Here is a 26,732-nt window from a genome sequence, read left to right as displayed (position 1 = left end):
GACGACAGCTTCCGCCCCCCTGGCCCCCCCCCGTGGGGGCGAATTCATTCGCCCGCAGTCGCTGAACGATGCGACCGGGCGAATGAATTCGCCCCCACTGGCGCATCCCGAACACGCATTCGTTCCCCCTTCCCGCCGCGCCGGACGCCACACCGGCTTCACCCTCATCGAAGTGATGGTGGTGCTGGTCATCATGGGCGTGATGGCCACCGGCATCAGCCTCGGCCTCGACAGTCTGCGCGGCCGGGATGCCGACCAGGCCCTGCGACGCCTGCGCCTGGTGCTGGAAGCCACCGCCGATCGGGCGGCAATCCGCGGCCGCCCGATCGTCATCGAATTCCTGCCCGACGGCTACCGCTTCTCGGCCCTCGACCCGGACGACAACTGGCGCCCCCTCAACGATCCGCCGGTATTCACCGAAAAGACCCTGCCCGGCGGCCTGTACTGGTCCGGACTGCGCATCGACGGCCAGCCGGAAGCCGCCGCGCCGCGCCTGCAGTTCGGCACCCAGGCACCCGAATACGAGCTGCGCGTCGCCACGCCCGGCGGCGAAGCACGCCTGATTGGCAAGGCCAACGGGGACGTGAGCCTGGCCCTGCCGGGCCGCAGCTCATGAGCGGTAACAGCCCTCGCAAAACGGGCGGCTTCACGCTGCTCGAAACCCTCGTCGCGCTGGCCATTCTGGCCATTGCGCTGACCGCCGCCTTCCGCGCGATGGGCGTCACCGCCCAGTCCTCCGCCGAACTGCGCGAACGCCTCATTGGCGACTGGATCGCCGAGAACCGCCTGGCCGAACTGCGCGCCACCCAGGCCTGGCCCAACGCCGGCAGCAATGAAGGCAGCGCCGAGCAGGCTGGCCGCAGCTACCGCTGGCGTGAAGAGGTGAAGAACACCGCCAATCCCCTGTTCCGCCGGGTGGACGTCAGCGTCTTCTCGGAAGAGTCAGACCAGCACGCCATCGCCCGCCTGAGCGGCTACCTGGCGAGGCCGCTGCGATGAGCACCTTCTTGCGCAGCCAGCGCGGCCTGACCCTTATCGAGCTGATGGTGGCGCTGGCGATCTTCGCGATCCTCGGCGTACTGTCCTACCGCGCGCTGGCTGAAGTCGCCACCAGCCACGACCGGCTGGAAAGCAGCTTTGAACGCTGGCGCGCCATCGGCCGCAGCATGCAGCGCATTGACACCGATCTGCTGCAGGCCGTCGCCCCCGGCGAACAACCTGGTACTCCTGGTGCGCCACCGAGCGCGCCGCTCAGCACCAGCACACCGGCCATGCTCCTCGGCCGCGCCGCCAACGGCGGCGGCCCGGAATTCCAGTTCCTGCGCCTCGACGACAGCCGCGGCGTTCGCCGGGTCGGCTTCCGCTTGGTGGACGGGCGCCTCGAGTGGCTGCGTTGGAGCGGTCGGGAGCCCCTTGGCGAGCCGGTGACCGTGCCCCTGCTCGACAACATCCGCGACCTGCGCTGGCGCTTTCTGTACAACAACAACCGCCTCGACGCCTGGCCGCCGGGAGATCGCCGCGCCCCGTTGCCGGATGCGGTGATCCTCGAACTCGATCTGCCCGACGTGGGCACCATCACGCGCATGATCGCCCTCCGCTGATGAGCCGCCCCCCCTTTTCCCACGCGTCCGGCTCCCACCACCGGCCCAGTAAGCAGCGCGGCGCGGCGGTGATCCTCGCCCTCCTCACGGTGGCCCTGGTCGCCAGCATCGCCGCCGCCGCAGTCGGCGACCTGGGCGTAGCGATGGACCAGGTGATGGGCCGCCACGACCAGGCCCAGGCCCGCCTGCTGGCCCGCGGCGCCGTTGACTGGGCGCGCAACGTACTGGCCGAGGACGCCCGCACGACCCAGGTGGACCATCTGGGCGAGAGCTGGGCCGTCAAGGTGCCACCAACGCCGGTGGAGGAAGGCGAGGTCAGCGGCGAGCTGCAGGACCTATCCGGACGCATCAACCTCAACAACCTGGTCCAGGCGGATGGCGCCAATCTGTTCGAAGTCGAGCAATTCCGCCGCCTGCTGGCCATCGTCGGCGTCGGCGAAGGTGATGCCCTCAACCTCGCGTCCGCGCTGCTCGACTGGCTCGACGCCGACGACACCCCGCGCCTGCCCGGTGGTGCCGAGTCCTCCTGGTATGAAGCCCAGACACCAGCCCGCCGACCGGCCAATGGCCCGCTGCTGGCAGTCAGTGAACTGGCCCAGGTGCGCGGCTTCACGCCCGATCTGGTGGCGCGCTTGAGCCCCTTCGTTGCGACCCTGCCCGGCGACAGCAAGATCAACGTCAATACCGCGCCAGCCGAAGTGCTTGCCGCAGCTATTCCGGGCCTGAGTCTCGACGCGGCGCGCGTGCTGATCGTCCAGCGCGGCCGCGCCTGGTTCAAGGACCTTCCTGACTTCAAGGCACGCCTGCCGTCCCAGGATCTCAACCCCGACACCGCCCGACTGGCCACCACCAGCCGGCATTTCCTCGCCACTGGCCGCGCCCGCTTCGGCGTCTCCATGGTCCGCATGGAGGTCCTGCTGGACCGCGCCCAGAACTGGCCCACCATCGTTTGGCAGAAACTGCTATGACCCGTCTCATCCTCGCCATCGACGAGCACTGGCCAACCCGGCCGGATTGCCCGTGGGCGCTCCTCGGCCCGGATGGCCAGCCGCTCTCCGAAGGCCGAAGCGAACCGCGCCACTGGCCGGCCGCCGACGAATGCGAAGTCGTGCTCAGCGGCCCCCAGTGTCTGTGGCTCGAAGTACCGCTGCCACGGGCCACCCGCCGCGACCTCCCGCGCCTGCTGGCCTATGCATTGGAAGACCGCCTGCTGAAGGACCCGGACAGCCAGCACCTCACCGTCAGTCACCGCCGCCCCGCCGACGACGGGGAACGCGACCTGGCCGGCGTGCTGGTGGTCGCCCGCGAACGCTTGCGGCTGGTGGTGGCCCAGCTCGCCGCCATCGGCAGGCAGCCCCAGCGCGTGCTCGCCGAACTGCAAACAGCTCCTGCCGACCAGGAGAGCTGGCAGCTGAGCGTAGCCACCGACGGCGCCATCCTGCGTACCGGCCCCAGCGCCGGCCTGGCCCTCGACGTGGACATCCTGGCCCCGCTGCTGGCCCAACAGGCCGGCAACGCCCGCGCCGCCAACACCGCCCCGGCACATATCGACGTCCACCTGTCCAACGGCGCAGCGGGACCGGAACTAGCCCGGCTCCAGGCCGAGACCGGCATTCCCGTTCAGCCTGCCGCCCCCTATCTGTGGTGGCAGGGGGCCGACCGCAAGGCCACCAACCTGCTGCACGGCGAGTTTGCACCGCGAGCCCGCGGGGGTGCGTGGCTCGGCCTTCGCCCCGCGCTGGCCCTCGCTGGTGGTGCGCTGACCCTGTGGCTGGCCGCCAACTTGGGTGAGGTGCTGTGGATGAAGCACCAACTCAGCGACATCGAAGGACGCATCGAGCGCATCTACCGCACGAGTTTCCCCAACGCCCCGGTGGTCGCACCGGCGGCCCAGATGCGCCAGCAGCTGAACCAGGAACGGGCGCGCCACGGCCTGCTGCGGGACGACGACGCGCTGGCCCTGCTGGCCCAGGCCGCCGAGGCCCTCGGCACCGATGCGGCGGCCGGTATCGTCGCGCTGCGCTACGAGGAAGGCCGCCTCGACCTCACCCTCGGCGGCGCGGCCGCCGCCCGCGCCGAAGCGGTGGTCGGCCTGCTGGCCAGCCGCGGCCTGCTCGCCGACCTGCGCCAGGACGGCAACGCCCCCCATCTGCTGCTGCGCCGGGAGAACCTGCAATGATCGCCACCAAGACCGCCGCGGGCCCCGGCCCCATCACCCGCCTCGCGACCGCCTGGCAGGGCATTAGCCCACGGGAGCGCCGCCTGGTGCTGATCGCTGGCGCGGTCGTCGCCGTCGGCACTACCGTCAGCGTGCTCGACTGGGCCCGCCATGAACGCACCCGCCTCGACCGCAGCCTGCCGCGCGGTGCTGCACAGCTGGAGCAGGTTCAGGAGTCTGCTACCGAAATCACCGGCCTGCGCAGTCAGGCTGCGCTGCAGGCCCCCACCGGCCCAGCCCTGCTCGACGCCGCCCAAGCGGCCGCCAAGAGCCGGGGCCTTGGTCTGACGCTTCAAGCAGGTGGTGAAGGCCTGCACGTGAAAGGCCAGGCCCCCTTCGACGAGCTGGTCGCCTGGCTCGCCGCCGTGCAGCGCGACCAGGGCCTGCGCATCCTGCGCATGGAGATCCAGCAGCAAGGTCCGCAGGCCAGCATCGACGCGGTGCTGGCAGGGCCATCCGCCCCCTGAACCATGCTGCGCAAACTACTCGTCTTCGTGCTGTTAACGCTGACCCTGTTAGTCGCTAAAGCACCCGCCGGCCTCATCGACGTGCTGGTGGCCCACCTGACCCAGGACGGCTTGCGCCTGCAGCAAGCCGAAGGCAGCCTGTGGCGGGGCCACGGCGTGCTAGCCAGCCGGGATCCGAATGGGCGCAGCCTGAAGCCCTGGCTACCCCTGAGCTGGGACTTCGACGCCAGTGCCCTCGGCCGCGGCGCTGCCGCCTGGTCCCTGGCCAGCAGCGGCGTACCCGTCGGCCACGTCGAAGCGGGCCTGCGCGGCCTGGATGTGAGCGGCTTCAGCCTGCACGCCCCCGCCGATGCGGCGCTCGGCCCCATCCCACACCCAGCCGCCCGCGCCGGCTGGCAAGGCGACCTGACCGTCGAGGCCCCAGCCTGGCACTGTCCGCCCGACGGCCGCTGCTCGGGCGAAGCCCGCTTGCTTTGGCGGGGCGCGCGCAGTGCGCTGTTTCCGGGGCGCCAGTTCGGTGACTACGAAATCCGCCTGAATGCCCAGAACGGCCTGGTCCGCTACACCCTGCAGACCCTCGCCGGCGAGGTCGTCGCCAACGGCAACGGAGAAGCGGCACCAGGCCAGATGCCACGCTTCGACGGCACACTGAGTGGCGAACCCGAGTTCCTCAACCGCCTGCCCGCCATTGCCGGCGGCGCAGCCCGGCCCACTTCCCAGCCCGGGCATTTCGAGATCCACTGGCCGCCGCGCTGACTTTCCTCTGCCACGGGATTCCGCCAGAATGGCGGAATCATTCCGAACCACCGCTACGCCGAAGCCCGCATCCATGAATCCGATTCAAGCCGCCCGCGCCGCCGGCCAGCAAGTCTGGCTGGACAACCTGTCCCGCGCCCTGATCAACGAAGGCCTGCTCGCCCGCCACATCGAAAATGGCGTAGCCGGCGTGACCACCAATCCGGCGATCTTCCACAAGGCCATCGCCGACGGCCACGACTACCGCCCCGCGCTGGATGCGCTGAACGGAGAAAACCTGTCGGCCGAGCAGCGCTACGAGCGCCTGGTGATCGAAGACGTACAGCGCGCCTGCGACCTGATCCGCCCGGTCTTCGACGCCAGCCAGGGCGATGCCGGCTACGTGAGCCTGGAAGTCTCCCCGGCGCTGGCCGACGACGAGGCCGGCACCGTCGCCGCGGCCCGCCGCCTGCACGCCGCAGTCGCCCGCGACAACCTGCTGGTCAAGATACCCGCCACCGCTGCCGGTGTGCGCGCCATCGAAACGCTGACCGGTGAAGGCGTCAGCATCAACGTGACGCTGATGTTCTCGCTGGGCCATGTGGATGCGGTGGCCGGCGCCTACCAGCGCGGCCTCGAGAAACTGGCGGCGGCCGGCGGCGACCTGTCCCGCGTCCGCTCGGTGGCCAGCGTTTTCCTGTCCCGCTGGGACAGCCTGATCGACAAGCAACTTGAAGAAATCGGCAGCGACGCGGCCCTCGCGCTGCGCGGCAAGGCCGGCGTGGCGCTGGCCCGCCAGGCTTACCAGCGCTACCTGGCGCGCTTCCACGGTGAGGGCTTCGCCGCCCTCGCTGCCAAGGGCGCCCGCCCGCAAAGCATGCTGTGGGCCAGTACCGGTACCAAGAACGCGGCCTATTCGGACCTGATGTACGTCGAGCCGCTGATCGGCGCCGAAACCGTCAACACCCTGCCCGACGCCACCCTGGCCGCCTTCGTCGACCACGGCCAGGTCCGCGCCGGTACCGTCACCGAAGACGTCGCGGGCACCGCTGCCCACATTGCCGCGCTGGCCGCCCTCGGCCTGGACCTGGAAGTCCTCGGCGAACGCCTGCAGCAGGACGGCCTCGCCCAGTTCGCCACCGCTTTCGGCAAGCTGCTCGAACTGACGGCCTGAGCCTTCACCCGCTCCAATGACAAGGGCGCCGCATGGCGCCCTTGTCGTCTGCCCCTCCGCAGCGGAACCAGCTGCAGGCTGCACAGGGCGAATGAATTCGCCCCTACGGAGTGCACAACGGGTGATAGCGCGCGAACCGCGCTTTTTTATCGCAGCGCTGCAGTTCTCGTGGGGGCGAATTCATTCGCCCATCCCTCACCCACCGCGCCCCACCTGTCCACTGATCTCAGACGCTCAGCGCGCCGCCCCTGCCAGCCTGGCCACACCGTTGATCGTCGCGCCCGGCGCGATCCCCTTCTGCTTGAACCAGCCAAGGTTCATCTCCAGCGCGAAACGCGCCGGCTTGGCCGCACAGTGGTTATTCTCGGTCTGCGGCTGCATGTCCTCGATGTTGAGGATGCGCCCTTGCTCGTCCATGAAGGCCACCGACAGCGGCAGCAACGTGTTCTTCATCCACATGCAGTGGCGCTGGGACTCGGTGAAGGCGAAGAGCATGCCGTGGTTCTGCGGCATGCTCTTGCGCTGCATCAGGCCGCGCATGCGGTCCTCCTGGTTGATGGCCGCCTCGGCCTCAATGCGGTACATACCGACGCTCAGTTCGGTGAGCGGCATTTCACCCTCGGCATGGGCGCCAAGGGCCGACAGCGCGAGGGCCGCAGCGGCGGTGACGGAAGGCAGACAGGAGCGGATCAGGGCCATGGCAACGACAGGAAGAAAGTTACTGTTAGGGCGAACTCATCCGCCCGTGGCGGTCATTCAAACGACTCAAGGGCACAAGAATTCGCCCCGACAAATTTACAGTCAAGCAACGCGGGGCCTACGGCGCGGTTGACCAGGCTTGCCCGGCCGCGTCGCCGCAGCCGCAACAACCGGGAGCCGGCTCCGCAGGCTCACCGGCACTGGCGCCTGCCGCCATTCTCCCGGCACCAGGTCGGCCAGCGCCCAGTCACCAATGCGCTCGCGGATCAGGCGCAGGGTCGGAAAACCGACCTTGGCAGTCATCCGACGCACCTGCCGGTTCTTGCCCTCGCGCAGCACGATCTCGACCCAGCTGGTCGGAATCGATTTTCGCTCACGGATCGGCGGATTGCGTGGCCACAACCAGCCCGGCTCATCCACCAGGCGTGCCTCGCAGGGCTTGGTGACGAAGTCGCCCAGGTCTACGCCGGCACGCAGGCGGGCCAGCGCCGCCTCGTCGGGCACGCCTTCCACCTGCACCAGATAGGTCTTGGGCAGCTTGTGCTGCGGATCGGCGATGCGCTTCTGCAGGCCACCGTCGTCGGTCAGCACGAGCAGGCCTTCACTGTCGGCGTCAAGGCGACCGGCCGCATAGACACCAGGCACCGGAATGAACTCGGCCAGGGTCTGCTTGCCGGCCTCGCCAGTGAACTGGCACAGCACGCCAAAGGGTTTGTTGAAGAGGATCAGCTTGGACACGGCTCGCTCGAAAAACGACAAGCCCGCCTCACGGGCGGGCTTGCAGGGATCGGGACGGGAATCAGACCGCGTAGCGGCGCAGGCGACGGGAGAACTCCTCCAGCTGCTGGATACCACTCTGCTCGGCACGGGCGATCCAGTCCTGAAGCTGCAGCAAAAGCTGCTCGTGACTGGCCGAGGAGCGTGCCCACAGGGCAGTCAGTTCCTCACGCATTGCGACGACGGTCTGCAGGCGGGCATTGCCCTGCAGCAGGGACGCCAGGCGCTTGCGTTCGTCGGCGCACAGCTGGCCATCCTCAGCAGCCAGCCAGCGGCGCAGCTCCTGGAACTTCAGCGTACCGCCGGACTGGGCCTTGAGGGCGGCAAACTCTTCCTGAGCAATGACCTTCAAAGACTTCACGTAGCGGGTCATCACGTCGTAGCGGCAGGTAATGATGGCCTGCAACGTGTCGAAGTCGGCCAGCGCCTTGGCGGCGCCAAAGCGCGGCGTCGGGATGGTCTTCTTGACGCGGGCCAGACCGAGGATCTCGAGCATGCGGATATACATCCAGCCAATGTCGAACTCGTACCAGCGCGCCGACAGCTTGGCCGAGGTGGCAAAGCTGTGGTGGTTGTTGTGCAGTTCCTCCCCACCGATCAGGATGCCCCAGGGCAGCAGATTGGTGGAAGCGTCCGCGCAGCTGTAGTTGCGGTAGCCCCAGAAGTGCCCCAGGCCATTGATGACGCCGGCCGCCCAGAAGGGGATCCAGATCATCTGCACGCCCCACATCAGCACGCCGGGCCACACGCCGAACAGCGCAATGTCGATGCCCAGCATGATGAAGATGCCGGTCTTCGGACAGGCCGAGAACAGTTTGCGCTCGATCCAGTCGTCAGGCGTGCCATGACCGTAGCGGGCGATGGTTTCCGCGTTGCGGGATTCCTTCACGTACAGCAGCACGCCGGTCCACAACACCTTGTTGATGCCGTGGATCTGCGGGCTGTGGGGATCCTCGGCGGTCTCGCACTTGGCGTGGTGCTTGCGGTGGATCGCCGCCCACTCCTTGGTGACCATACCGGTAGTCAGCCACAGCCAGAAGCGGAAGAACAGGGACGGCAGCGCATGCAACTCAAGCGAGCGGTGCGCCTGATGGCGGTGCAGGAAGATCGTCACCGCAGCGATGGTGACATGGGTCAATGCGAGGGTGACGGCTACGTAGCCCCACCAAGGTAAATCGAACAGTCCGGAGAACATCGAGGGCTACGATCCTTCGTTGGGTAGTGCGCCGATTCTAGTCGAGTCCCCCAGGCAAACCAAGGTGAAACCGCGGCAAAAAGTCAAAAAAGCCCCATTAGGGGCTTTTCAGCAACACTGAAATATGCTTGGTCGCCCCAAGGAGCTTATACGCTGCCCTGCGGCGCGACTGGGTTGAGCAGACGGACTTCCCGCTGGGGAAAGGGAATCTCGATGCCCTCCTCGCGGAAACGCCGCCACACCTCAAGGTTGATCGCCGAGCGGATGCCCAGCGTGCCCTCGTGGGGATCCTTGATCCAGAAGCCCAACTGCAGGTTGATGCCGCTGTCGGCAAAAGCCTCCACGAAGGCCCCCGGCGCCGGGTCGTCCATCACCCGCGGCTGGTGCTTGGCGGCCTCGACGAGGATAGCCATCGCCTTTTCCAGATCGGTCGCATAGCCGACCTGAATCGGCAGCGCGATGCGCACTTTCGGGTCGGTAAAGGTCTCGTTCTGCACCACCGAGCCGACCAGGGTCTCGTTAGGTACGATGGACTCGATGCCGGTCATGCCCTTCAGCACCGTATAGCGGGTGGTGATCTGGCTGACCACGCCGCGCTCGTTGCCGACCGAGATCAGGTTGCCGAGGCGGATCGAGCGGTCGAGCAGCAGGATGAAGCCCGACACGTAGTTGGCCGCGATCTTCTGCATGCCGAAGCCGAGGCCGACGCCGAGCGCCCCGCCGAACACCGACAGCGCGGTGAGGTCGATACCCACCAGCGGCAGGCCGATGGCCACCGCCAGCACGATCAGCACCGCCTTCACCAGGCGCGCAAAGACCAGCTTGAGGTTGGAGTCCAGCCCCTCGGTGTTCATCAACCGCGTCTCGATGACGCCGCCCAGCCACAGGGCGGCGAGCACCGTCAGCAGCACCGTGAGGGCCCCCTGCAGCAGCATCCACAGGTTGAGCCTGGCCTTGCCGATCGTGAAGTCGATCTGCTCCAGCCCGTCGATGACGGTCGGCAGCACGCCGCTGATATGCAGCGCAACGATGATCCAGGCGGCGAAGGCGAAGAACTTTTCAAAGGCGGCCAGCCATCCTGCCTGCGGGAAAGCCCGCTTGATCGCATGCACGGTCAGGCGGATCGCCGCCATCGCCAGCAGCAAGGGCACCGCCAGGCGGAAGAGGTTAACGTGTTGCCAGTTGCTGAGGATGATGCGGGCAATCAGCACCAGGCCCAGCGCGGTGACCGGAAAAATCACCCGGCGCAGGCTTTCCTCACCGGCGCCGCGCCGCAGCTGCGGATTGGCCTTGAGGCGGTTGTGCAGGAACACGCGGATCTGCCGGGTGATCAGCCCGGCCAGCGCCAGGCACAGGACCAGCACGCCCACTTGCCAGAACACGGTGGGCTGCTGCAGGTCGTCCCACAGGTCAGTCAGCAGATGCGCGATCTGATTCTCTTCCACTCTCTCTCCTCTTGCGTTCGGGCAGATCGTCCAGGCTATGCACCACCTGAGCCTCGGCACGCTGTCGCTGCCAGTTGTCGGCATATACGCGCACCAGCGCAGGATTGCCGCGCAACACCATCAGGTTCTCGGCATTGGACACCCTGGCCGCCCGGGTAAAGTTGTAGGACCCGGTGGCCAGCGCGGCGCGCGGCGAGTCCGGGTCGAAGATCATCACCTTGTTGTGGGCGATGTTGTAGCGGGTCTCCACCGCCACCGGGATGCCGGCGGCCAGCAGAATGGGCAGCACGCTCGGCGAGGCCGGCCGGTTCATCTCCGCGTCCAGCATCACCTCGACCTTCACGCCACGCCGTTGGGCGTCGATCAGCGCGCGGGCCAGCGGCTTGCTGGTGAATAGATAGGCCTGGACCAGAATGCGTTCCCGGGCTTCGCCAATCGCTTTCAGCAGCACCGCTTCCGGATCGTTCCAGGGGGAGAAGGCGATCTCCACCTTGCCCTTGGCACTCACCGTCGTGGACGGATCCCGCTCGAGGGCGCGGGCCTGCACCGCGCACAGCAGCATCAGGCCCGCCAGCAGCAGGCGGAGTGGCATCAGGCCTTGCGCTCCAGCACCGCGGCGAAGAAGCCGTCGGTATCGTGGGTCTGCGGAGTCAGGTGCAACTGCTCGCCGCACTCGATGGTGACGCCCTGCTTGGCCAGAACCTCCTGCGCGTTCAAGGGCGCGAAGCCTTCGTTGGCGGCCAGGAAGGCAGCAACGATGGCCTCGTTCTCTTCCGGCAGCAGGCTGCAGGTCGCATACACCAGGCGACCGCCCGGCTTCACCAGGCGCGCCGCGCTGGCCAGGATAGCGGCCTGCTTGGTGGTCAGCTCGGCCAACGCCTCGGGGCTCTGGCGCCACTTCAGGTCGGGGTTGCGGCGCAGCGTGCCGAGGCCGCTGCACGGTGCATCCACCAGCACCCGGTCGATCTTGCCGGCCAGGCGCTTGACGCGTGGGTCGTTCTCGCTGGCGATGACCACCGGATGGATGTTGGACAGGCCGGAGCGGGCCATCCGCGGCTTGAGCTTGGACAGGCGCTTGTCGGACACGTCGAAGGCATACAGGCGACCGGTGTTGCGCATCAGCGCGCCGAGCAGCAGGGTCTTGCCGCCGGCGCCAGCACAGAAGTCAACGACCATCTCGCCGCGCTTGGGCTGCAGGAGGAAGCCGAGCAACTGGCTGCCTTCGTCCTGCACCTCGAAGCTGCCGTCGAGGAACAGCGGGTGCTTCTGCAGCGCCGGCTTGCCCTCCAGACGCACCGCGGCGGGGGAGTAGCGTCCCGGCGCGCAGGCGATGCCGTCGGCCTTGAGGCGCTCGACCAGCGCATCGCGCTCGATCTTCAGGGTGTTGGCACGCAGGTCCAGCGGCGCCGGGCGGTTGAGGCTCTGGGCCAGGGCGACGACCTGCTCGGGACTCATGGTGGCAAGCAGGCGCTCGGCCAGCCAGTCGGGCAGATCGGTGGACTCGGCCAGGCTCATCTCGCCGGCGTCACGGCCCTTGATCTCGGTGAAGTAGTCGATGTCGCGGCCATGCAGGCCTTCGCCGAGCTGGCGCAGGGTGGTGCCTTCGACGCGGGCCAGCCAGGCCAGGATCAGCTGGCGGGTGGAGGCCTCCGGGCCACACAGACGTTCGAGGGTGCGCTTGCGACGCAACACACCGTAGACGGCTTCGGCGACGAAGGCCCGGTCCCGCGCGCCCAGTTCGCGCAGGTCCTTGAAATAGCGGGACAGCACCGAATCGGCGGGGTATTCGAAGCGCAGCACGGTGCGCAGGGCCTGGCTGGCGGACTGGATCTGGGCGGGGGTGATGGTCATGGGAATTCGTTACTCTTGCTTGTGGGGGCGAGCATGCTCGCCCAATGGAGCGGACCGGGGCCGGCGAAGCGGCCCCGAATTATTTATTGGATTTGCCCGCGATTTTACTGCGGGGCGTGTGTGCCGAGGTCGACGCCGGTGGCGACCTGGTCGAGTACATCACCGTTCTTGTCGGTGATCTTCAAGCGTACCGGCAGGTTGGCGTAGTCGCGGGCCAGCCAGATGTCGATCTTCAGCTCGCCGCGGTGGCCGGTGCTGCCCAGATGATAGGCGGACACCTTGCCGGCCGGGATGTCGAGCTCCTCAAGGCCGAGATTCTGGATCACCGAGCGCACCGCGCTCTTGCCCGTCACCACCAGCAACTCGGCGCGGGTGAAGCCCTCCGGGCGCAGGGCCAGGTCATGCATCAGGGTCAGCACGTCCTGGTCGCCCTCGGCCAGCGGAAACTCACGCCGCCGCTCGCCGGCCGTCAGCACAACCTTGCCGGCCGCCCAGTCGAAGTCGGCCTTCTCCTTCAACTGGCCGTCACGCTCGACGGTGAAGCGATCAGGCAGCAGGCCGCTGGGGCCGATGCGTCCCTCGCTGTGCTGGATCATCCGGAACGGCCGCAACAGGCCGATGAGGCCGGCGGTCTCGACCACCGTCTCCATCGAATAGTGGTCCTTGTCATGGGTCCAGGCGTGCGTGGTGCGCCCGATGATGAAATTGCGTTCGCCGCGGATCACGTTGTACTGGACCCGACCGGACTTGATCCAGCCATCGCCATAACCCGCCGCAGGCGCCTGGGCTCTGGCAGGGTCCGTCGGTGGCGCGGTGGCCGGGGCTTCGGCCGCCGCGGCAGCAGCGGGGGCTGGCGACGACTCCAGACCAGCATCGGCCGGCTCTTTGCCTTGCTCAGGCACGGGCACCGCCTCCATCGCCGATCCGCTCTCGGCCACCGCCCGGTGCGGCGCGGGGCTGCGGCGCGGCACCGGCTTGCGGGCTGCGGCAGCGGGCTGCTTACCCTCCCGCAAGCTCGGTTTCGGCAGTGGCGCCAGGCGTGCGTCCAGCGGCGGCAATACGCTGGCCTGCTCGGAAGGCAGACGCCAGGCCGGGCCGACCAGGACGATCCCATGGACCAGCAGCGATACACAGATCGCGACGGCGAGGGTCGTACCTGCCCGGCGGAAAACACTCATCGGCGGTTCAGGCCTCGACCGGCGGCACCGTCCAGCCGGTAGGGCCGGCCAGTTCGTCACGGACGCGGACGCGCTCCTCGGCATCGAAGCTCAGGCGCCCTTCGACGAACCAGCGCACTGCCTGCGGGTAGATGCGGTGCTCCTGCACAAGCACGCGGGCGGCCAGTGTCGCTTCGTCATCACCGGGCAACACCGGCACCACGGCCTGGACCACGATGGGGCCGCAGTCGAGGGTCGGCGTCACGAAATGGACGGTGGTGCCATGCACGCGCACGCCGGTCTCCAGTGCCCGCCGATGGGTGTGCAGGCCAGGGAAGGACGGCAACAGGCTCGGATGGATATTGAGCAGGCGGCCGGTGTAGCGGCTCACGAAGGCATCGGTGAGCACGCGCATGAACCCCGCCAGCACCACCAGATCGGGCGCCAGCGCGTCGATGGCCTCGGCCAGCGCGGCATCGAAGGCCTCACGGCTCGGATAGGCCTTGTGGTCGACAACCCGCGTCGGGATACCACGCTCGGCAGCGAAGCCCAGGCCGGCCGCGTCTGGCCGGTTGGAAATCACACCGGCGATGCGGGCGCCGGGAATCGCAGCGGCAACGATGGCCTCCATGTTGCTGCCACGACCGGAAATAAGAATGACGATATTTTTCTGCATGGGGTGTCCTCAGCCCGCCGCCCGCGCCGCCGAACGGCCGCGCAGCCAGCCGATGAAGACCGGCAGCAGCGAGATGGCGATGATGCCAAGGATCACCGCCGACAGGTTGTTCTTGACTGCCGGCAGGTTGCCGAAACCGTAGCCGAGCAGGGTCAGCGAGAAGATCCAGATGGCGCCGCCGAGGAAGTCGAGGGCCACGAAACGCGTATAGGTCATGCGCGCCACACCCGCCACAAAGGGCGCGAAGGTGCGCAGCAGCGGCAGGAAGCGGGCAATGATGATGGTCTTGCCGCCATGGGACTCGAAGTACGCGTGGGTCTTGTCGAAGGCCTGGCGATTGAACAGGCGTGAATTCTCCCAACAGAACACTTTCGGCCCGATGGTGTGCCCGATCCAGTAGTTGGTGTTGTCGCCAAGCACCGCGGCAGCCAGCAGCACGCTGCACAGCACACCAATGTCCATGCCGCCGGTGGCGGCCAGCGCACCCGCCACGAAGAGCAGGGAATCACCGGGCAGGAAAGGGAAGACCACCAGCCCCGTCTCGCAGAAGATGATCAGGAACAGGATCGCGTAGATCCAGGTGCCATAGTTGTTCGCCAGGTCTGCCAGATGGACATCCAGATGCAGGACGATGTCGATGAAGGCTGTAATGAGTTCCATTGCCGCACCGCAAAAAGAAGGTTCGCTATGATACCGGAGCGCGCCGGGCCCCGCTTACAGGTGCATAATTCCAGATGTCTGTGCGGCACTGCGTCATGCGTGCCGAGCCACTGCATCCGGAGCCTTGCCATGTCTGTCGACCGCAATTCCGTTCCCCATCCCGAATCCGCAGACGCTGACGAACTGGCTGGCGCCCTTGCCGACACCCTCGAAGCCATCGAATGGCTCGAGCGCTTCGAGCGCCCCTACCTGCTGGCCCGCTATCAGGCCAGCCTCGGCGAACTGGAAGTCCGCCTGCTGGGACTGAAAGTCGAGCATCGGGCCTACCGCAGCCGTGTCGAACTCGGCCAGGCTCGCCTGCGCCGCGGCGAACCGCTGAGCAGCCTGGCGCTGGCCGCCATCGAGCGGGCCGTAGCCTCCGAAGTGCTGGCCTGGCAGGCACTGGAAGCCGACCACACCCGCGTGCTGGCCGACAGTCAGCGCCATCCGGGTGGCCGCCCGCCCCTCGATCCAGCCCGGGTCACCCGCTGCCGTTCCGCCTGGCGCCGGCTGGCGCGCCACCTGCACCCCGAGATCCGCCCCGATGAAGCACTGGCCGAGCGCTACTGGGGCAAGGTGGATGACGCCTACAGGGACATGGACGCCGACCTGCTCGACGCCCTCGCTCCTTTCATCGAGCGCGAAATGACCACCAGCCCGCGCCCCTTTCCGCCCGGCACAGCCGTCCGCCTGCGTAACCTCGTCGACATCCGCCGCAAGCGCCTGACCCGCATGCACAGCCAGGCCCCGTTCTGCTGGGCCGACGATCTCGAAGACCCGGACTGGATCGCCGAGAAACAGGCCACCCTGGCGGCGGAGATCGAAGCGGAGTCCGACGCCCTTGCCACCCTCGTGCTGGAGTTCGCCAGCCTGTCGGCGACGACCGTCAAGTAACCCTGAAGTCCGCGCCCCAACCGCTCAATCCCGTGGAAGCTCATCCCATGGTGGGCGTATCCATTCCCCTACGCACTTCGACTACCTCTTGCCTCCCTGGTTCGACCAACCAGGAAGGCTTGCATCATCCTTGCTGCCCCCCCGGAGATCGTGCCAATCGGTTTCATCTGCCACTCTGTGACAACTACTCCGCACCGGGGTGCCACTTCATATGCTATTTTGCGCCGACAAAAATGCATCTGAACTAGACAAGTCCATCCCCCTCGAGGGCAAGTAGTAATCCCAGAGGAACGGAGAGACCATTTCCGAGGTTGCCCGTGCCTACCAGCCTGTCCGTCGTCGTTCCCTGTTATCGCTCTCAGGAGATGCTCCCGGAACTGCACCGACGCCTGACGACTGCGCTCACGCCGCTCACCGACTGGTTCGAGATCGTGCTAGTGGAAGACTGCGGCGGCGATAACACCTGGGACGTCATCCAGGCCCTTGCCGCCAAGGACAGCCGGGTGCGTGGCATCAAGCTCAGCCGGAACTACGGTCAGCACAATGCCTTGCTATGCGGCATCCGGGCCGCCCGGGGAAACGTGATCGTCACCATCGACGACGACCTCCAGAATCCTCCCGAAGAGATCCATAAGTTGCTGTCCAGGCTGGAGGAAGGCTTTGACGTGGTCTACGGCTCGCCGGCCAAGGAAACCCATGGTTTCTTCCGCGACATGGCCTCGCGCGTCACTAAGCTGGCCCTGCAGGGCGCGATGGGCGTGGAGTCTGCCAGCAAGGTCAGCGCCTTCCGGATCTTTCACACGCGGCTGCGCGCCGCCTTCGAGAATTACCGCAGTCCTTCGGTCAATATCGACGTGCTGCTGACCTGGGGCACGACCCGTTTCTCCTCGGTCTTCGTCCGCCAGGACGACCGCCTGGTCGGCGACTCGGGATACAGCCTCAAGAAGCTCATCAATCACGCCATCAACATGATGACCGGCTTCTCCGTGCTGCCCCTGCAGATTGCCAGCATGCTCGGCCTGTTCTTCGGCAGCCTGGGCCTGCTGGTCTTGAGCTACGTGGTCGGCCGCTACCTCATCTTCGGCAGCACGGTACCGGGTTTCACCTTCCTGGCCTCTATCATCGCCATCTTCTCCGGCGTCCAGCTCTTCGCCATGGGCATTTTCGGGGAATACCTGGCGCGCATGCACTTCCGCTCCATGGAGCGTCCGCCTTATACGACGCTTGCCGAGACAGCCCCAATCGCCGCGACCATCCTCCAGCCGGAATCGACCCATGCCGGATAGGCCCCTCGACATGACGGCACTGCTGAACGGCTGCATCGACACGCCGAATCTCGAACTGAGCTGGACCGAAGCGCTGTGGGACTCGAAACTGTTCGGGGCCCCGGTCTTGCAGATCCAGACGATGGCCGTCCGTGGCAACGCGGCTCGCACCGACATCAGCCCCTTCGTCGACGCCCTGCAACGCAGCGGCGCCTGCCTCTCCAGCTGCCGGCTCTCCCACGATCGGCTGAACGAATCCTTCCTGCTGGAGGACATCGGCTTTCGCTTCATCGAGATGGCCTACCAGCCGGAACTGGCCCTCTCCGCAGAAGGCCCCCATCAGGGGAGCCTGGAGGTGCATGCAGCGACCGAGGCCGACCTGCCGGCCATTCTGGACATCGCCGGCAGCGCCTTCGGCAACGAGCGCTTCCACATGGACCCGCGCCTTTCGTCGAAGCTTGGTGACATCCGCTATCAGAACTGGGTCCGCAGCAGTCTTGCCCACCCCACCCAGCGGTTGCATGCCATTAGCGACGGCAGCCAAATCGTCGCCTTCTTCATCACCGAAGAACAAGCCAACGGCACCTGCTACTGGCACCTCACCGCCGTAGCCCCCGCGGCCCAAGGCAAGGGCTACGGGCGCCGCAGTTGGGAAACCATGATCGCCCATGCCCACCGGCTAGGGAGCCGGCGTATCCAGACCTGCATCGTTGCCCGCAATCACCGGGTACTCAATCTTTATGCCAGGCTCGGCTTCCACTTCCCACCGCCGCTGACCACTTTCCACTGGGTCAGGCCCAGATGAGCGACCGCAGCACCCTGCACCAGTTGCTCCGTTACGGCACCGTCGGCCTGGTTTCCAATGCCGTCCTCTACATGGCCTACCTGGCGCTGACATCCTTCGGCCTGGGCGCCAAGCTGGCCATGAGCCTGCTGTACGCCATCGGAGTCATCCAGACCTTCTTTTTCAACAAACGCTGGTCCTTCGGCCACCGGGGCGAGCACGGCACGGCCTTTTTCCGCTACTGCGCCAGCTATGGCATCGGCTACGGCGTGAACCTCGCGGCCCTGCTGCTGCTGGTTGACCAATTCGGCCTGCCCCACCAGGTCGTTCAGGGGGTGATGATTCTCTGCATCGCCTCCCTGCTGTTCCTCCTCCAGAAATTCTGGGTGTTCCGTCACCCCAGCCCGTCGCCAGCCCAGGAGTCCTAGAAGATGATGAATATCCCATTCAACAAGCCTTACATGACCGGCAAGGAACTCTGGAACATCGCCCAGGCCCACGCCAACGGTCATCTGGCCGGTGACGGGGAGTTCACCAAACGCTGCTCCCGCTGGCTGGAAGCAAGAACAGGCGCCGGGCGCGCCCTGCTCACCCACTCGTGCACCGCGGCACTCGAAATGTCCGCCATCCTGGCGGACATCCAGCCCGGCGACGAAGTGATCATGCCCTCCTACACCTTCGTCTCGACGGCCAATGCCTTCACCCTGAGGGGGGCCGTGCCGGTCTTCGTCGACGTGCGTCCCGACACCTTGAACATCGACGAAAGCCTGATCGAAGCCGCCATCACCGAGCGCACCAAGGCCATCGTGCCGGTGCACTACGCCGGCGTGGGCTGCGAGATGGACACCATCATGGCGATCGCCAACAAGCACAAGCTGCTCGTCATCGAAGACGCCGCCCAGGCGGTCATGGCCCACTACAAGGGCCGCCCGCTGGGCTCCATTGGCCACATGGGCGCCCTTTCCTTCCACGAAACCAAGAACATCATCTCCGGCGAAGGCGGCGCCCTGCTGGCGAACACACCCCACTTCGCGGAGCGGGCCGAGATCATCCGGGAGAAGGGCACCAACCGCTCCCAGTTCTTCCGCGGGCAGGTGGATAAATACACCTGGGTCGACATCGGCTCTTCCTACCTGCCCGGCGAGATCATTGCAGCCTTCCTCGCAGCCCAGATCGAGGAGGCAGACAGCATCACCCGGCAACGTCTGGCCATCTGGAACACCTATCACCAGTGGCTGGCTGAAGCGGAAAAGGCCGGCAAGATCCGGCGCCCGGTTGTCCCGGCCCACTGCCAGCACAACGCCCACATGTACTACATCCTGCTGCCCGACCTGGCCGCCCGGACGGCCTTCATCGACCGGCTCAAGAATGCGGGGGTCAACAGCGTCTTCCACTACATCCCGCTGCACAGCGCCCCAGCCGGCCAACGCTTCGGGCGCCCCCACGGGGAACTGCCGGTCACCACGGACATTTCCGACCGACTGGTCCGCCTCCCCCTGTGGATCGGACTGGAAGAGTTCCAGGTGGAAGTGATCCAAAAGGCCCTGTTCGCCCTCTGATTCTCCCCGCCCGTCCCCCGATGGAGGCAACGAACCGCTCGACACCTATGCCGCCCCCCCCCCACCCCCGGCAGCCGCAATGCGCCGCCCGGGTCGGCCACACGGACGACAGACAAGCGCAGCGGCAATACCGGGTAGCGCACCGCGGGCAGGCGTCTTAACGCACTCCCCGCGGCAGTCTGCAAATCAGCCCAACGCCTTGTCGACGATCTCCGCCACGTCAGGCGACAAGCCCTCCTCCTGGGCCAACGTCTCGAAGGCCGCGCGGATGCATCCCTGGATCTCCGGTGTGAACTTGCGCCAGCCTTCCAGCGCCCGCGCCATGCGCGCCGCGACCTGCGGATTGCTCTTGTTCAGCGCCTTCACCTGCTCCACCCAGAAGGCGTAGCCGGCGCCGTCAGGCCGGTGGAACTCCGCCGCATTGGCGCGGAAGTAGCCTCCCAGCAACGAATACACCTTGTTGGGGTTGGACAGGCTGAAGGCCGGGTTGCTCATCAACTCGCGCACCTGTTCGAGGGTCGCCGGCGCCGCATCGGACCAGCGCCAGGCGCTGGCCTGCAGCAGGAACCACTTGTCGAGGACAAGCGCATCGTCCTTGTACTGCTCGTGAAAGGCGGCCAGCGCGTCGAAACGCGCCAGGGCGTCGCTCTGCACCAGTGCGGCCAGCGCGCCATAGCGCTCAGTCATGTTGCCGGCGTGCTCGAACTGCTTCTTGGCCAGATCGATGGCAGTCGCGCCTCCCCAGGCAGTCAGGTAGCGCAGGCACAGGTTGCGCAGCGCGCGCTTGCCGGCATCCGCCGGGTGGTAGCGATAGTCGCCGTCCACTTCCAGGTCCAGGTAGCGGTCGAGGAAATCGGCCTGCATCGCGTGTCCCAGTTCGCGCATCAGGTGCATCAGCGCGGCGCGCAGCGGAGCCGGGTTGGCCTGCGGCATGCGCTCAAGCAGGTAGGCCTCGGCCGGCAGCGCGAGAATCTCGGCGAGGAAGGCCGGGTCGAGGGATTCATTGACCAGCAGCGCCCGGAAGGCGTGGCCGAAGGCCTGCGGCACTTCCAGCTTGCGGCCGGCGGAGGCATCGGCGGCCAACGCCAGGATCACCCGCTCCATGTAGCGCTGGGCGGCATCCCAGCGGTTGAAAGGATCGCTGTCGTGCGCCATGCGGAAGGCCAGGCGCGCATCGTCCTCGTCGAGCTCAAGAATTGCCGGCGCCGAGAAACCGCGCAGGATCGACGGCACCGGCTCGGCGGCGAGGCCGGTGAAGCGCCAGCTCTTGCTGGCCTCCTTCAGTTCGAGGATGCGCGTGGTGTCGCCGGCGCGGGCCTCGCCTTCAAGCTTCAATGGCAGATCCTTGCCGTCCGCTCCGATCAGACCGACGGCCACCGGGATATGCAGCGGCAGCTTGTCCGCCTGGCCGGGCGTCGGCGGCGTGCGCTGGCTGAGGGTCAGCGTGTAGCTGCCGTCGGCCGCATCGAAGACGCCTTCAGCCTTCAGGCGTGGCGTGCCAGCCTGGCTGTACCAACGCATGAAAAGGTCCAGGTCCGCACCGTTGGCCTCCGCCATGCAACCAACGAAGTCGTCGCAGGTCACCGCCTGGCCGTCGTGGTAGGAGAAGTAAAGGTCCATGCCGTTGCGGAAGCCCTCCTTGCCGAGCAGGGTGTGCAGCATGCGAATGACCTCAGAGCCCTTCTCGTACACCGTGGCGGTGTAGAAGTTGTTGATCTCCTGGTAGCTGTCCGGGCGGATCGGATGCGCCATCGGGCCGGCATCCTCCGGGAACTGGGCGCTGCGCAGCACGCGCACGTTGGCGATGCGGGTCACCGCGCGGGCCGAAGCCGCCGCCGCGGGGGAATCGGAGGCGCGTGCCAGCATGTCCGCCGAGAACTGCTGGTCGCGGAAGACCGTGAGGCCTTCCTTCAGCGTCAGCTGGAACCAGTCGCGACAGGTCACCCGGTTGCCGGTCCAGTTGTGGAAGTACTCGTGGGCGACGACGCTCTCCACGTTCTCGTAATCCACGTCGGTGCCGCTCTGCGGGTTGGCCAGCACGTACTTGGTGTTGAAGATGTTGAGGCCCTTGTTCTCCATCGCGCCCATATTGAAGTCGGACACGGCGACGATCATGAAGCGGTCCAGGTCGAGTTCCAGCCCGAAGGTCTCCTCGTCCCAGCGCATCGAGTGGACCAGAGACTCCATCGCGTGATCGACGCGGTCCAGGTCGCGCTCCTCGACCCACACCTGCAGCAGCACTTCGCGGCCGGACATTGTGGTGACGCGGCGTTCCAGCGCCTTCAGGTCGGCGGCCACCAGCGCGAACAGGTAGGACGGCTTGGGGAACGGGTCTTCCCAGCGGGCGAAGTGGCGGCCGTTGGGCAGGTTGCCGGTTTCCAGCAGGTTGCCGTTGGACAGCAGCACCGGGCACAAAGCCGCGTCAGCCTCCAGGCGCACGGTGTAACGTGCCATCACGTCCGGGCGGTCGGGGAAATAGGTGATGCGGCGGAAGCCCTCGGCCTCGCACTGGGTGTAGTAGCCGCCCCGCGACTGGTACAGCCCGGACAAGGTCAGGTTGGCCGACGGGTCGATGCGCGTGACGATCTCCAGTTCCACGCTGTCCGCGTCGACGTCGATCTCCAGGCCGGAGTCGGTCTCGCGGAGTTGGCCTGGCGCCGGCTCGACGCCGTCGATGCGCACCGAAACCAGGATCAGCCCCTCACCGAACAGCACGATGGGGCCGGCGTCGGCATCCGGGTTGCGCACACAGCGCATGCGATTGGTAACGAGGGTGGCCTGAGCTTCGAGGACGAAATCCAGGTCGACGGTTTCAACGCCGTAGGCGAGCGGCCGATAGGCCTCGCGGCGGATGGGCGAGCCGTTGGGGGTACGCATTGGATTTCCTTAGTCTTGTCTTCGCGAAGGGGGGATTCTAGCCCGGCGACGAACGCCACAGCGCGGAGCCAAAGGTGAAATCCCATCGCTGCGCCACGGAGATCCCTGTGGGGCTTTCCTATAGGGGCGAATTCATTCGCTGTCAAAGCCCGTTTGACCGGCGTAGGGCGAATGAATTCGCCCTACGAGGTTCAGCGCCGAAAGATTCGACAGCAAACGGGAACGGTGCCAAAGTTCCGCCCCAGTTCGCCTTATGCTCCGCAGCAAGCCATCGCCTCATGTATTCGCCGCTGATCCCCGCCTCCCTCGTCCGCGCCGCCGACGGCACGCCCTATTCGCCCGCTTTCGACGACGTCTACCACACCACCGCCGGTGGTCTCGGCCAGGCCCGGCATGTATTCCTAGCTGGCAACGACCTACCGACGCGCTGGCAGGGACGGAAGCGCTTCACCATCGTCGAGACCGGTTTCGGCCTCGGGCTCAGCTTCCTGGCCACCTGGGCAGCCTGGCGCACAGATCCGGCCCGCTGCGCGCGGCTGCATTTCGTCTCCACCGAGAAGCATCCCTTTCAGGCCGACGACCTCGCCGAACTACACGCTGCCTGGCCCGAACTGGTGCCGCTGGCCGAGGAGTTGCGCCGCCACTGGCCACCGCTGGTGCCGGGCTTTCACCGCATCCACCTGGACTCCGGACGCGTCACCTTGACACTGATCTTCGGCGACGCTCTGGACACGCTGCCGCAACTCGAGGCCAAGGCCGACGCCTTCTACCTGGACGGCTTCTCGCCGGCCAACAACCCGGACCTGTGGTCGCCGGCGGTCTATGCCCAACTGGCCCGACTGGCCGCACCCGGCGCCACGCTGGCCACCTGGTCGGTGACCGGCCATGTGCGTCGCGGGCTCCAGGACGCCGGCTTCACGCTGGAACGGCGCCCTGGTTTCGGCGGCAAGCGGGAGATGCTGAGCGGCCGCGTCGCCGCTAGCAGCGCGATGACGGAGCTCACCACGCCACGCCACGCGCTGGTGATCGGCGCCGGCGTGGCCGGCACCTCCATTACCGAGCGCCTGGCCGCCCGCGGCTGGCGTATCACTGTCATCGACGAGGCCCCAGGCCCCGGCCACGGCGCCTCCGGCAACAAGGCTGGCGTGTTCCGCCCCTTGCCAAGCCTGGACGACAACCGCCTGGCGCGCATCACCCGCGCCGGCTTTCTGTACGGACGCCATCATCTGGCTGCCTTGGCCGAAGCCGGCCATGCACCGCGCTGGGCGCCCTGCGGCGTGCTGCACCTGGCCCGCGACACCAAGCAGGAAGGCAAGCAGAAGGCCGTCGTGGATACTCAGACCCCGCCCACCGATTACCTGCGCTTCGTGGACAAGGATGAAGCCAGCGACATCGTCGGCTGGCCGGTGGAACTGGGGGGCTGGTGGTTCCCCAGCGGGGGCTGGATCCAGCCCCCAACCCTGTGCGCCGCCAACCTCGCAGCAGCCGGAAGTGCCGTCGAAACCCGCTTCGAGCAGCAAGTGGCCCGCCTCGAGCAGCAGGACGACATGTGGATTGCGTTCGATCCGGCCGGCGCAGAGATCGCCCGCGCGCCGGTGGCTATCCTCGCCAACGGGGTCGGCATCCGCGCCCTGCCCCAAGCCGCCACGCTACCGGTTCGCCCGGCCCGCGGCCAGGTTTCCCACCTGCCGGCGGAGGCTGGCAGCCCGCCGAACGTGGTGGTGTGCCGACTCGGCTATGTGAGCCCCGAAGTGGACGGCCTGCGCTGCGCCGGCGCCACCTTCCTGGCCGACGACGACGGCACCGAGCTGCGCGAGGCCGAGCACCGGGAAAACCTCGCCAAGCTGGACTTCATCCTCCCAGGCTACGCTGCGGCCTACGATCCCACTAAGCTGGACGGCCGCGTCGGCTTCCGCCCCGCCTCGCCGGACCGTCTGCCAATGGTCGGCGCCATACCGGCTATCGCTCATGCCGAGCGCACCACGCCCCTCACCGACATTCCGCGCCAACAGGGTCTGTTTGCCGTATCCGGCTTCGGCGCCCGTGGCCTGGTATGGGCCAGCCTCATCGGCGAGCTGCTGGCCAGCCAGCTCGACGGTGATCCGCTACCACTGGAACGCGAGTTGGCGGACGCCCTCGACCCAGCCCGTTACCTGCTCAAGCCGCCCCGCCCCGGAGCCGGCGGCGACGAGTAAGGACTTTCACGACTTTTGTAAGCAGCGGTTGCAGGCGTCACCGCCGGCCGGCCCGCGGCGTTAATCTCCTCATTCATTGAGGAGAACACCATGAGCACCAGCCCTTCACGCCCGCCGCTGCACCCGATGATGTGGGTGGCAGCCGCCTCCGTCACCGTGCTGAGCCTGGCCGGCGTCGCCAAGCTGACCGGCCTGCTGCCCGACACCTCCCACGCGCCGGTCGCAGCACCGGAAAGCGTCGCCAGCGCACCGGTCACCCCACCGGCGCCAATCAGCGCGCCGACCGCAGCCCCAAGCCCGACTACCGAACCCACGCCGGTCGCCAGCGTCCAGCCGCAGGCAGTCGAGCCCGCACCAGCGGCCAAGCAGGTCGAGCGCCACGAAGCCCCACGTGTCACCTCCAAGCCCGTCAAGGAACACACTAAACATCAGGTCGCCGCGGCGACGCAGGCCACGGCTGGCAATCCACCGCCGGCAGACGCGGTACCGGCGCCCCCGCCGGCCAGCGCCAGCAGCGGCCCGGCCCGCAAGGTCATCGAAACCCCGCCGCCGGCCATCTGCCATGAATGCGGCGTGATCGAGAACGTCGAGGCGATCCAGCAGAAGGGCGAAGGCTCCGGCCTCGGCGCCGTCGGCGGCGCAATCCTTGGCGGCGTGCTCGGCAACCAGGTCGGCGAAGGCTCCGGCAAGAAGCTGGCGCGCATCGGCGGCGCCGTGCTCGGCGGATTCGCCGGTAATGAAGTCGAGCGTCGTGCCCGCACCGTCAGCCACTACCAAGTCACCGTGCGAATGGACGACGGCACCCGCCGCGTGATCACCGAACAGAGCGCCCCGAGCTGGCGCGTCGGCGATGCGGTGCGCGTCCGCAACGGCGAGATCGTCGGAGCCGGCCAGGCTTCATCGAGTCGCAGCAACGACTTCTAAGGCAGGCACGGCAGGCGCCAGCCTGCCCTGCTGTCGCTCAGTAAAATCCAAGCACAACGGCCCCCGGCGGATGACTCGCCGGGGGCCGTTGCATTCATGGGGCAAAGAACGCCCCGTGCCGGAATCAGAGAGCCCGATCGAGACGCGCCAGCACCAGCTCGCGGCCCATTGTCTCCAGCACCGCGTCGATAGACGGGGTCTGCGGCTGGCCGAGCAGCACCACGCGCAGCGGGATCGCCACATGGGGCATCTTCATGCCGTGCTCGGTGCAGGTTTCCTTGATCGCGGCGCTCAGCGCGGCCTTTTCCCATGTTGCCCCAGCCAGCTTGGCGCGCAGCGTCGCCAGTGCAGTGCGTGCGGTATCGGTGAGGTGCTGGGCCAGCAGCTCCGGCGCCACGTGCAGGTCGATGTAGAAGGGTTCGGCCGCGTCGGCCAGCTCGTTGAGCGTGCTCACGCGATCCTTGTACAGCGCGATGATCGCCTCCAGCGCCGGACCGGCTTCCGGATTCACCTCGCGGCGGGCCAGGCGGCGCGACACGTCGGCGGCCAGCACGGCGTTGTCAGCCTGCTTGATGTAGTGGGCGTTCAGCCAGTTCAGCTTCTCGGTGTTGAACTGGGCGGCGGACGGGGTGATGTGGTCGAGGTCGAACCATTCCACCAGCTGCGCGCGGGAGAAGATCTCGTCGTCGCCGTGGCTCCAGCCCAGGCGGGCCAGGTAGTTGATGACCGCGTCCGGCAGGTAGCCGTCGTCGTCATACTGGGTAACGCTGACCGCGCCGTGGCGCTTGGACAGCTTCTGGCCGTCGTCGCCGAGGATCATCGACAGGTGGGCGTATTGCGGCACCTCGGCGCCCAGCGCCTTGAGGATGTTGATCTGACGCGGCGTATTGTTCACGTGGTCGTCACCGCGGATGACCTGGGTGATGCCCATGTCCCAATCGTCCACCACCACGCAGAAATTGTAGGTCGGCGTGCCGTCCGGACGTGCGATGATGAGGTCGTCCATCTCGGCGTTGGCGATCTCGATGCGGCCCTTGACCAGGTCGTCCCAAGCCACGACACCTTCAGTGGGGTTCTTGAAACGGATCACCGGCTCCACGCCGGCCGGCGGCTGGGGCAGCACCTTGCCCGCTTCGGGACGCCAGCGGCCGTCATAGCGCGGCTTCTCGCCGCGGGCCCGCTGGGCCTCGCGCAACGCGTCGAGCTCTTCGGATGACATGTAGCAGGGGTACGCTGTACCGGCGGCCAGCATTTCCTGGATGACCGCCTTGTAGCGGTCCATGCGCTGCATCTGGTAGAACGGGCCCTCGTCCCACTCCAGGCCGAGCCAGTTCATGCCGTCGAGGATCGCCTGCACCGCCTCGGGGGTGGAGCGGGCCACGTCGGTGTCCTCGATGCGCAGCACGAAGGTGCCGCCATGGCGGCGGGCGAAAGCCCACGAGAACAGCGCCGTGCGCGCCCCTCCGATATGCAGGAAGCCGGTGGGGCTGGGGGCGAAACGGGTACGGACGGTAGAAGCCATGACGTCAATCCGGGAAAG

General features: G+C 67.1%; 26 protein-coding genes. 15 read left to right on the top strand and 11 right to left on the bottom strand.

Annotated elements, in window-relative coordinates; all coding sequences use genetic code 11:
- Positions 1–82: 82 nt before the first annotated feature.
- The 8 genes from ACE3RX_RS19965 (at position 83) to tal (ending at position 6,195) form a co-directional block, all read left to right on the top strand.
- Positions 83–616 carry a prepilin-type N-terminal cleavage/methylation domain-containing protein gene (locus tag ACE3RX_RS19965; protein WP_374486720.1) on the top strand — a complete coding sequence of 178 codons (534 nt, stop codon included), beginning with the start codon at positions 83–85 and terminating at the stop codon, positions 614–616.
- On the top strand, positions 613–999 hold the full coding sequence (gspI, locus tag ACE3RX_RS19960; RefSeq protein WP_374486719.1) for a type II secretion system minor pseudopilin GspI: 387 nt from the start codon (positions 613–615) through the stop codon (positions 997–999). The genes ACE3RX_RS19965 and gspI overlap by 4 nt, the downstream gene beginning before the upstream one ends.
- On the top strand, positions 996–1,601 hold the full coding sequence (locus ACE3RX_RS19955; RefSeq protein ID WP_374486718.1) for a type II secretion system protein GspJ: 606 nt from the start codon (positions 996–998) through the stop codon (positions 1,599–1,601). Before gspI ends, ACE3RX_RS19955 begins: the two co-directional genes overlap by 4 nt.
- Positions 1,601–2,569, top strand: a complete 969-nt coding sequence (gspK, locus tag ACE3RX_RS19950; protein ID WP_374486717.1) for a type II secretion system minor pseudopilin GspK — start codon at positions 1,601–1,603, stop codon at positions 2,567–2,569. Before ACE3RX_RS19955 ends, gspK begins: the two co-directional genes overlap by 1 nt.
- Complete coding sequence (gspL, locus tag ACE3RX_RS19945; RefSeq protein WP_374486716.1) at positions 2,566–3,780, top strand: type II secretion system protein GspL; 1,215 nt, start codon at positions 2,566–2,568, stop codon at positions 3,778–3,780. The genes gspK and gspL overlap by 4 nt, the downstream gene beginning before the upstream one ends.
- On the top strand, positions 3,777–4,286 hold the full coding sequence (gene gspM, locus ACE3RX_RS19940) for a type II secretion system protein GspM (protein WP_374486715.1): 510 nt from the start codon (positions 3,777–3,779) through the stop codon (positions 4,284–4,286). Before gspL ends, gspM begins: the two co-directional genes overlap by 4 nt.
- Before the next feature lie 3 nt (positions 4,287–4,289).
- Positions 4,290–5,042 (top strand): type II secretion system protein N, encoded by a 753-nt coding sequence (gspN, locus tag ACE3RX_RS19935; protein WP_374486714.1) that lies wholly within the window; start codon positions 4,290–4,292, stop codon positions 5,040–5,042.
- A 73-nt stretch (positions 5,043–5,115) separates the two neighbouring features.
- Positions 5,116–6,195, top strand: coding sequence for a transaldolase (gene tal, locus ACE3RX_RS19930; protein WP_374486713.1), 1,080 nt, complete (start codon positions 5,116–5,118; stop codon positions 6,193–6,195).
- Positions 6,196–6,429: 234 nt separating this feature from the next.
- On the opposite strand, the gene ACE3RX_RS19925 is transcribed toward tal, so the two are convergent.
- The 9 genes from ACE3RX_RS19925 to ACE3RX_RS19885 form a co-directional block, all read right to left on the bottom strand.
- Positions 6,430–6,894 (bottom strand): DUF192 domain-containing protein, encoded by a 465-nt coding sequence (locus ACE3RX_RS19925; protein ID WP_374486712.1) that lies wholly within the window; start codon positions 6,892–6,894, stop codon positions 6,430–6,432.
- Positions 6,895–6,996: 102 nt separating this feature from the next.
- Positions 6,997–7,632, bottom strand: coding sequence for an rRNA large subunit pseudouridine synthase E (locus tag ACE3RX_RS19920; RefSeq protein WP_374486711.1), 636 nt, complete (start codon positions 7,630–7,632; stop codon positions 6,997–6,999).
- A gap of 61 nt (positions 7,633–7,693) precedes the next feature.
- Entirely contained in the window at positions 7,694–8,866 is a 1,173-nt protein-coding gene (locus tag ACE3RX_RS19915; RefSeq protein ID WP_374486710.1) for a fatty acid desaturase, read from the bottom strand.
- A 146-nt stretch (positions 8,867–9,012) separates the two neighbouring features.
- Positions 9,013–10,311 (bottom strand): mechanosensitive ion channel family protein, encoded by a 1,299-nt coding sequence (locus tag ACE3RX_RS19910; protein WP_374486709.1) that lies wholly within the window; start codon positions 10,309–10,311, stop codon positions 9,013–9,015.
- Positions 10,277–10,903: a phospholipase D family protein gene (locus ACE3RX_RS19905; RefSeq protein ID WP_374486708.1), complete on the bottom strand. Its 627-nt coding sequence runs from the start codon at positions 10,901–10,903 to the stop codon at positions 10,277–10,279. The genes ACE3RX_RS19910 and ACE3RX_RS19905 overlap by 35 nt, the downstream gene beginning before the upstream one ends.
- A complete protein-coding gene (locus ACE3RX_RS19900; RefSeq protein ID WP_374486707.1) occupies positions 10,903–12,162 on the bottom strand; it encodes an RsmB/NOP family class I SAM-dependent RNA methyltransferase in 1,260 nt (419 codons plus the stop codon). Before ACE3RX_RS19900 ends, ACE3RX_RS19905 begins: the two co-directional genes overlap by 1 nt.
- Before the next feature lie 104 nt (positions 12,163–12,266).
- Positions 12,267–13,340 carry a DUF3108 domain-containing protein gene (locus ACE3RX_RS19895; protein ID WP_374486706.1) on the bottom strand — a complete coding sequence of 358 codons (1,074 nt, stop codon included), beginning with the start codon at positions 13,338–13,340 and terminating at the stop codon, positions 12,267–12,269.
- A 7-nt stretch (positions 13,341–13,347) separates the two neighbouring features.
- Positions 13,348–13,995, bottom strand: a complete 648-nt coding sequence (purN, locus tag ACE3RX_RS19890) for a phosphoribosylglycinamide formyltransferase (protein WP_374486705.1) — start codon at positions 13,993–13,995, stop codon at positions 13,348–13,350.
- Positions 13,996–14,004: 9 nt separating this feature from the next.
- A complete protein-coding gene (locus ACE3RX_RS19885; protein WP_374486704.1) occupies positions 14,005–14,655 on the bottom strand; it encodes a DedA family protein in 651 nt (216 codons plus the stop codon).
- Positions 14,656–14,784: 129 nt separating this feature from the next.
- Here ACE3RX_RS19885 and ACE3RX_RS19880 point away from each other — a divergent pair, with 129 nt between their 5' ends.
- The 5 genes from ACE3RX_RS19880 (at position 14,785) to rffA (ending at position 19,196) form a co-directional block, all read left to right on the top strand.
- A complete protein-coding gene (locus ACE3RX_RS19880; RefSeq protein WP_374486703.1) occupies positions 14,785–15,588 on the top strand; it encodes a hypothetical protein in 804 nt (267 codons plus the stop codon).
- A gap of 317 nt (positions 15,589–15,905) precedes the next feature.
- The gene (locus ACE3RX_RS19875) at positions 15,906–16,874 is read left to right on the top strand and encodes a glycosyltransferase family 2 protein (protein WP_374486702.1); all 969 of its coding nucleotides are present in this window, start codon (positions 15,906–15,908) and stop codon (positions 16,872–16,874) included.
- Positions 16,864–17,658, top strand: coding sequence for an N-acetyltransferase family protein (locus ACE3RX_RS19870; protein ID WP_374486701.1), 795 nt, complete (start codon positions 16,864–16,866; stop codon positions 17,656–17,658). Before ACE3RX_RS19875 ends, ACE3RX_RS19870 begins: the two co-directional genes overlap by 11 nt.
- The gene (locus ACE3RX_RS19865; RefSeq protein ID WP_374486700.1) at positions 17,655–18,065 is read left to right on the top strand and encodes a GtrA family protein; all 411 of its coding nucleotides are present in this window, start codon (positions 17,655–17,657) and stop codon (positions 18,063–18,065) included. Before ACE3RX_RS19870 ends, ACE3RX_RS19865 begins: the two co-directional genes overlap by 4 nt.
- A 3-nt stretch (positions 18,066–18,068) precedes the next feature.
- Positions 18,069–19,196 (top strand): dTDP-4-amino-4,6-dideoxygalactose transaminase, encoded by a 1,128-nt coding sequence (rffA, locus tag ACE3RX_RS19860; protein ID WP_374486699.1) that lies wholly within the window; start codon positions 18,069–18,071, stop codon positions 19,194–19,196.
- Positions 19,197–19,382: 186 nt separating this feature from the next.
- Here rffA and pepN read toward each other — a convergent pair whose 3' ends face one another.
- Complete coding sequence (pepN, locus tag ACE3RX_RS19855; protein ID WP_374486698.1) at positions 19,383–22,073, bottom strand: aminopeptidase N; 2,691 nt, start codon at positions 22,071–22,073, stop codon at positions 19,383–19,385.
- 278 nt (positions 22,074–22,351) lie between these two features.
- Here pepN and mnmC point away from each other — a divergent pair, with 278 nt between their 5' ends.
- Complete coding sequence (gene mnmC / locus ACE3RX_RS19850; protein ID WP_374486697.1) at positions 22,352–24,268, top strand: bifunctional tRNA (5-methylaminomethyl-2-thiouridine)(34)-methyltransferase MnmD/FAD-dependent 5-carboxymethylaminomethyl-2-thiouridine(34) oxidoreductase MnmC; 1,917 nt, start codon at positions 22,352–22,354, stop codon at positions 24,266–24,268.
- A gap of 90 nt (positions 24,269–24,358) precedes the next feature.
- Complete coding sequence (locus ACE3RX_RS19845; RefSeq protein WP_374486696.1) at positions 24,359–25,192, top strand: glycine zipper 2TM domain-containing protein; 834 nt, start codon at positions 24,359–24,361, stop codon at positions 25,190–25,192.
- Positions 25,193–25,316: 124 nt separating this feature from the next.
- Here the strand turns inward: ACE3RX_RS19845 and gltX are convergent, their stop codons facing one another.
- Positions 25,317–26,714, bottom strand: coding sequence for a glutamate--tRNA ligase (gltX, locus tag ACE3RX_RS19840; protein WP_374486695.1), 1,398 nt, complete (start codon positions 26,712–26,714; stop codon positions 25,317–25,319).
- Positions 26,715–26,732: the final 18 nt, after the last annotated feature.

This window comes from Zoogloea sp. (assembly GCF_041914405.1).
Taxonomy (GTDB): Bacteria; Pseudomonadota; Gammaproteobacteria; order Burkholderiales; family Rhodocyclaceae; genus Zoogloea.
The sequence above is the reverse complement of the archived record's forward strand: the minus strand, read 5'-3'. Positions and strand labels throughout refer to the sequence as shown.

Coding starts and splice junctions, on each gene's coding strand:
- pepN (WP_374486698.1), bottom strand. CDS start 22,073: ATGCGTACCCCCAACGGCTCGCCCATCCGCCGCGAGGCCTATCGGCCG.
- ACE3RX_RS19895 (WP_374486706.1), bottom strand. CDS start 13,340: ATGAGTGTTTTCCGCCGGGCAGGTACGACCCTCGCCGTCGCGATCTGT.
- ACE3RX_RS19870 (WP_374486701.1), top strand. CDS start 16,864: ATGCCGGATAGGCCCCTCGACATGACGGCACTGCTGAACGGCTGCATC.
- ACE3RX_RS19900 (WP_374486707.1), bottom strand. CDS start 12,162: ATGACCATCACCCCCGCCCAGATCCAGTCCGCCAGCCAGGCCCTGCGC.
- purN (WP_374486705.1), bottom strand. CDS start 13,995: ATGCAGAAAAATATCGTCATTCTTATTTCCGGTCGTGGCAGCAACATG.
- mnmC (WP_374486697.1), top strand. CDS start 22,352: ATGTATTCGCCGCTGATCCCCGCCTCCCTCGTCCGCGCCGCCGACGGC.
- ACE3RX_RS19865 (WP_374486700.1), top strand. CDS start 17,655: ATGAGCGACCGCAGCACCCTGCACCAGTTGCTCCGTTACGGCACCGTC.
- ACE3RX_RS19965 (WP_374486720.1), top strand. CDS start 83: ATGAATTCGCCCCCACTGGCGCATCCCGAACACGCATTCGTTCCCCCT.
- ACE3RX_RS19915 (WP_374486710.1), bottom strand. CDS start 8,866: ATGTTCTCCGGACTGTTCGATTTACCTTGGTGGGGCTACGTAGCCGTC.
- gltX (WP_374486695.1), bottom strand. CDS start 26,714: ATGGCTTCTACCGTCCGTACCCGTTTCGCCCCCAGCCCCACCGGCTTC.
- ACE3RX_RS19845 (WP_374486696.1), top strand. CDS start 24,359: ATGAGCACCAGCCCTTCACGCCCGCCGCTGCACCCGATGATGTGGGTG.
- gspM (WP_374486715.1), top strand. CDS start 3,777: ATGATCGCCACCAAGACCGCCGCGGGCCCCGGCCCCATCACCCGCCTC.
- ACE3RX_RS19880 (WP_374486703.1), top strand. CDS start 14,785: ATGTCTGTCGACCGCAATTCCGTTCCCCATCCCGAATCCGCAGACGCT.
- gspI (WP_374486719.1), top strand. CDS start 613: ATGAGCGGTAACAGCCCTCGCAAAACGGGCGGCTTCACGCTGCTCGAA.
- ACE3RX_RS19905 (WP_374486708.1), bottom strand. CDS start 10,903: ATGCCACTCCGCCTGCTGCTGGCGGGCCTGATGCTGCTGTGCGCGGTG.
- rffA (WP_374486699.1), top strand. CDS start 18,069: ATGATGAATATCCCATTCAACAAGCCTTACATGACCGGCAAGGAACTC.
- gspK (WP_374486717.1), top strand. CDS start 1,601: ATGAGCCGCCCCCCCTTTTCCCACGCGTCCGGCTCCCACCACCGGCCC.
- ACE3RX_RS19885 (WP_374486704.1), bottom strand. CDS start 14,655: ATGGAACTCATTACAGCCTTCATCGACATCGTCCTGCATCTGGATGTC.
- ACE3RX_RS19955 (WP_374486718.1), top strand. CDS start 996: ATGAGCACCTTCTTGCGCAGCCAGCGCGGCCTGACCCTTATCGAGCTG.
- gspL (WP_374486716.1), top strand. CDS start 2,566: ATGACCCGTCTCATCCTCGCCATCGACGAGCACTGGCCAACCCGGCCG.
- gspN (WP_374486714.1), top strand. CDS start 4,290: ATGCTGCGCAAACTACTCGTCTTCGTGCTGTTAACGCTGACCCTGTTA.
- ACE3RX_RS19925 (WP_374486712.1), bottom strand. CDS start 6,894: ATGGCCCTGATCCGCTCCTGTCTGCCTTCCGTCACCGCCGCTGCGGCC.
- tal (WP_374486713.1), top strand. CDS start 5,116: ATGAATCCGATTCAAGCCGCCCGCGCCGCCGGCCAGCAAGTCTGGCTG.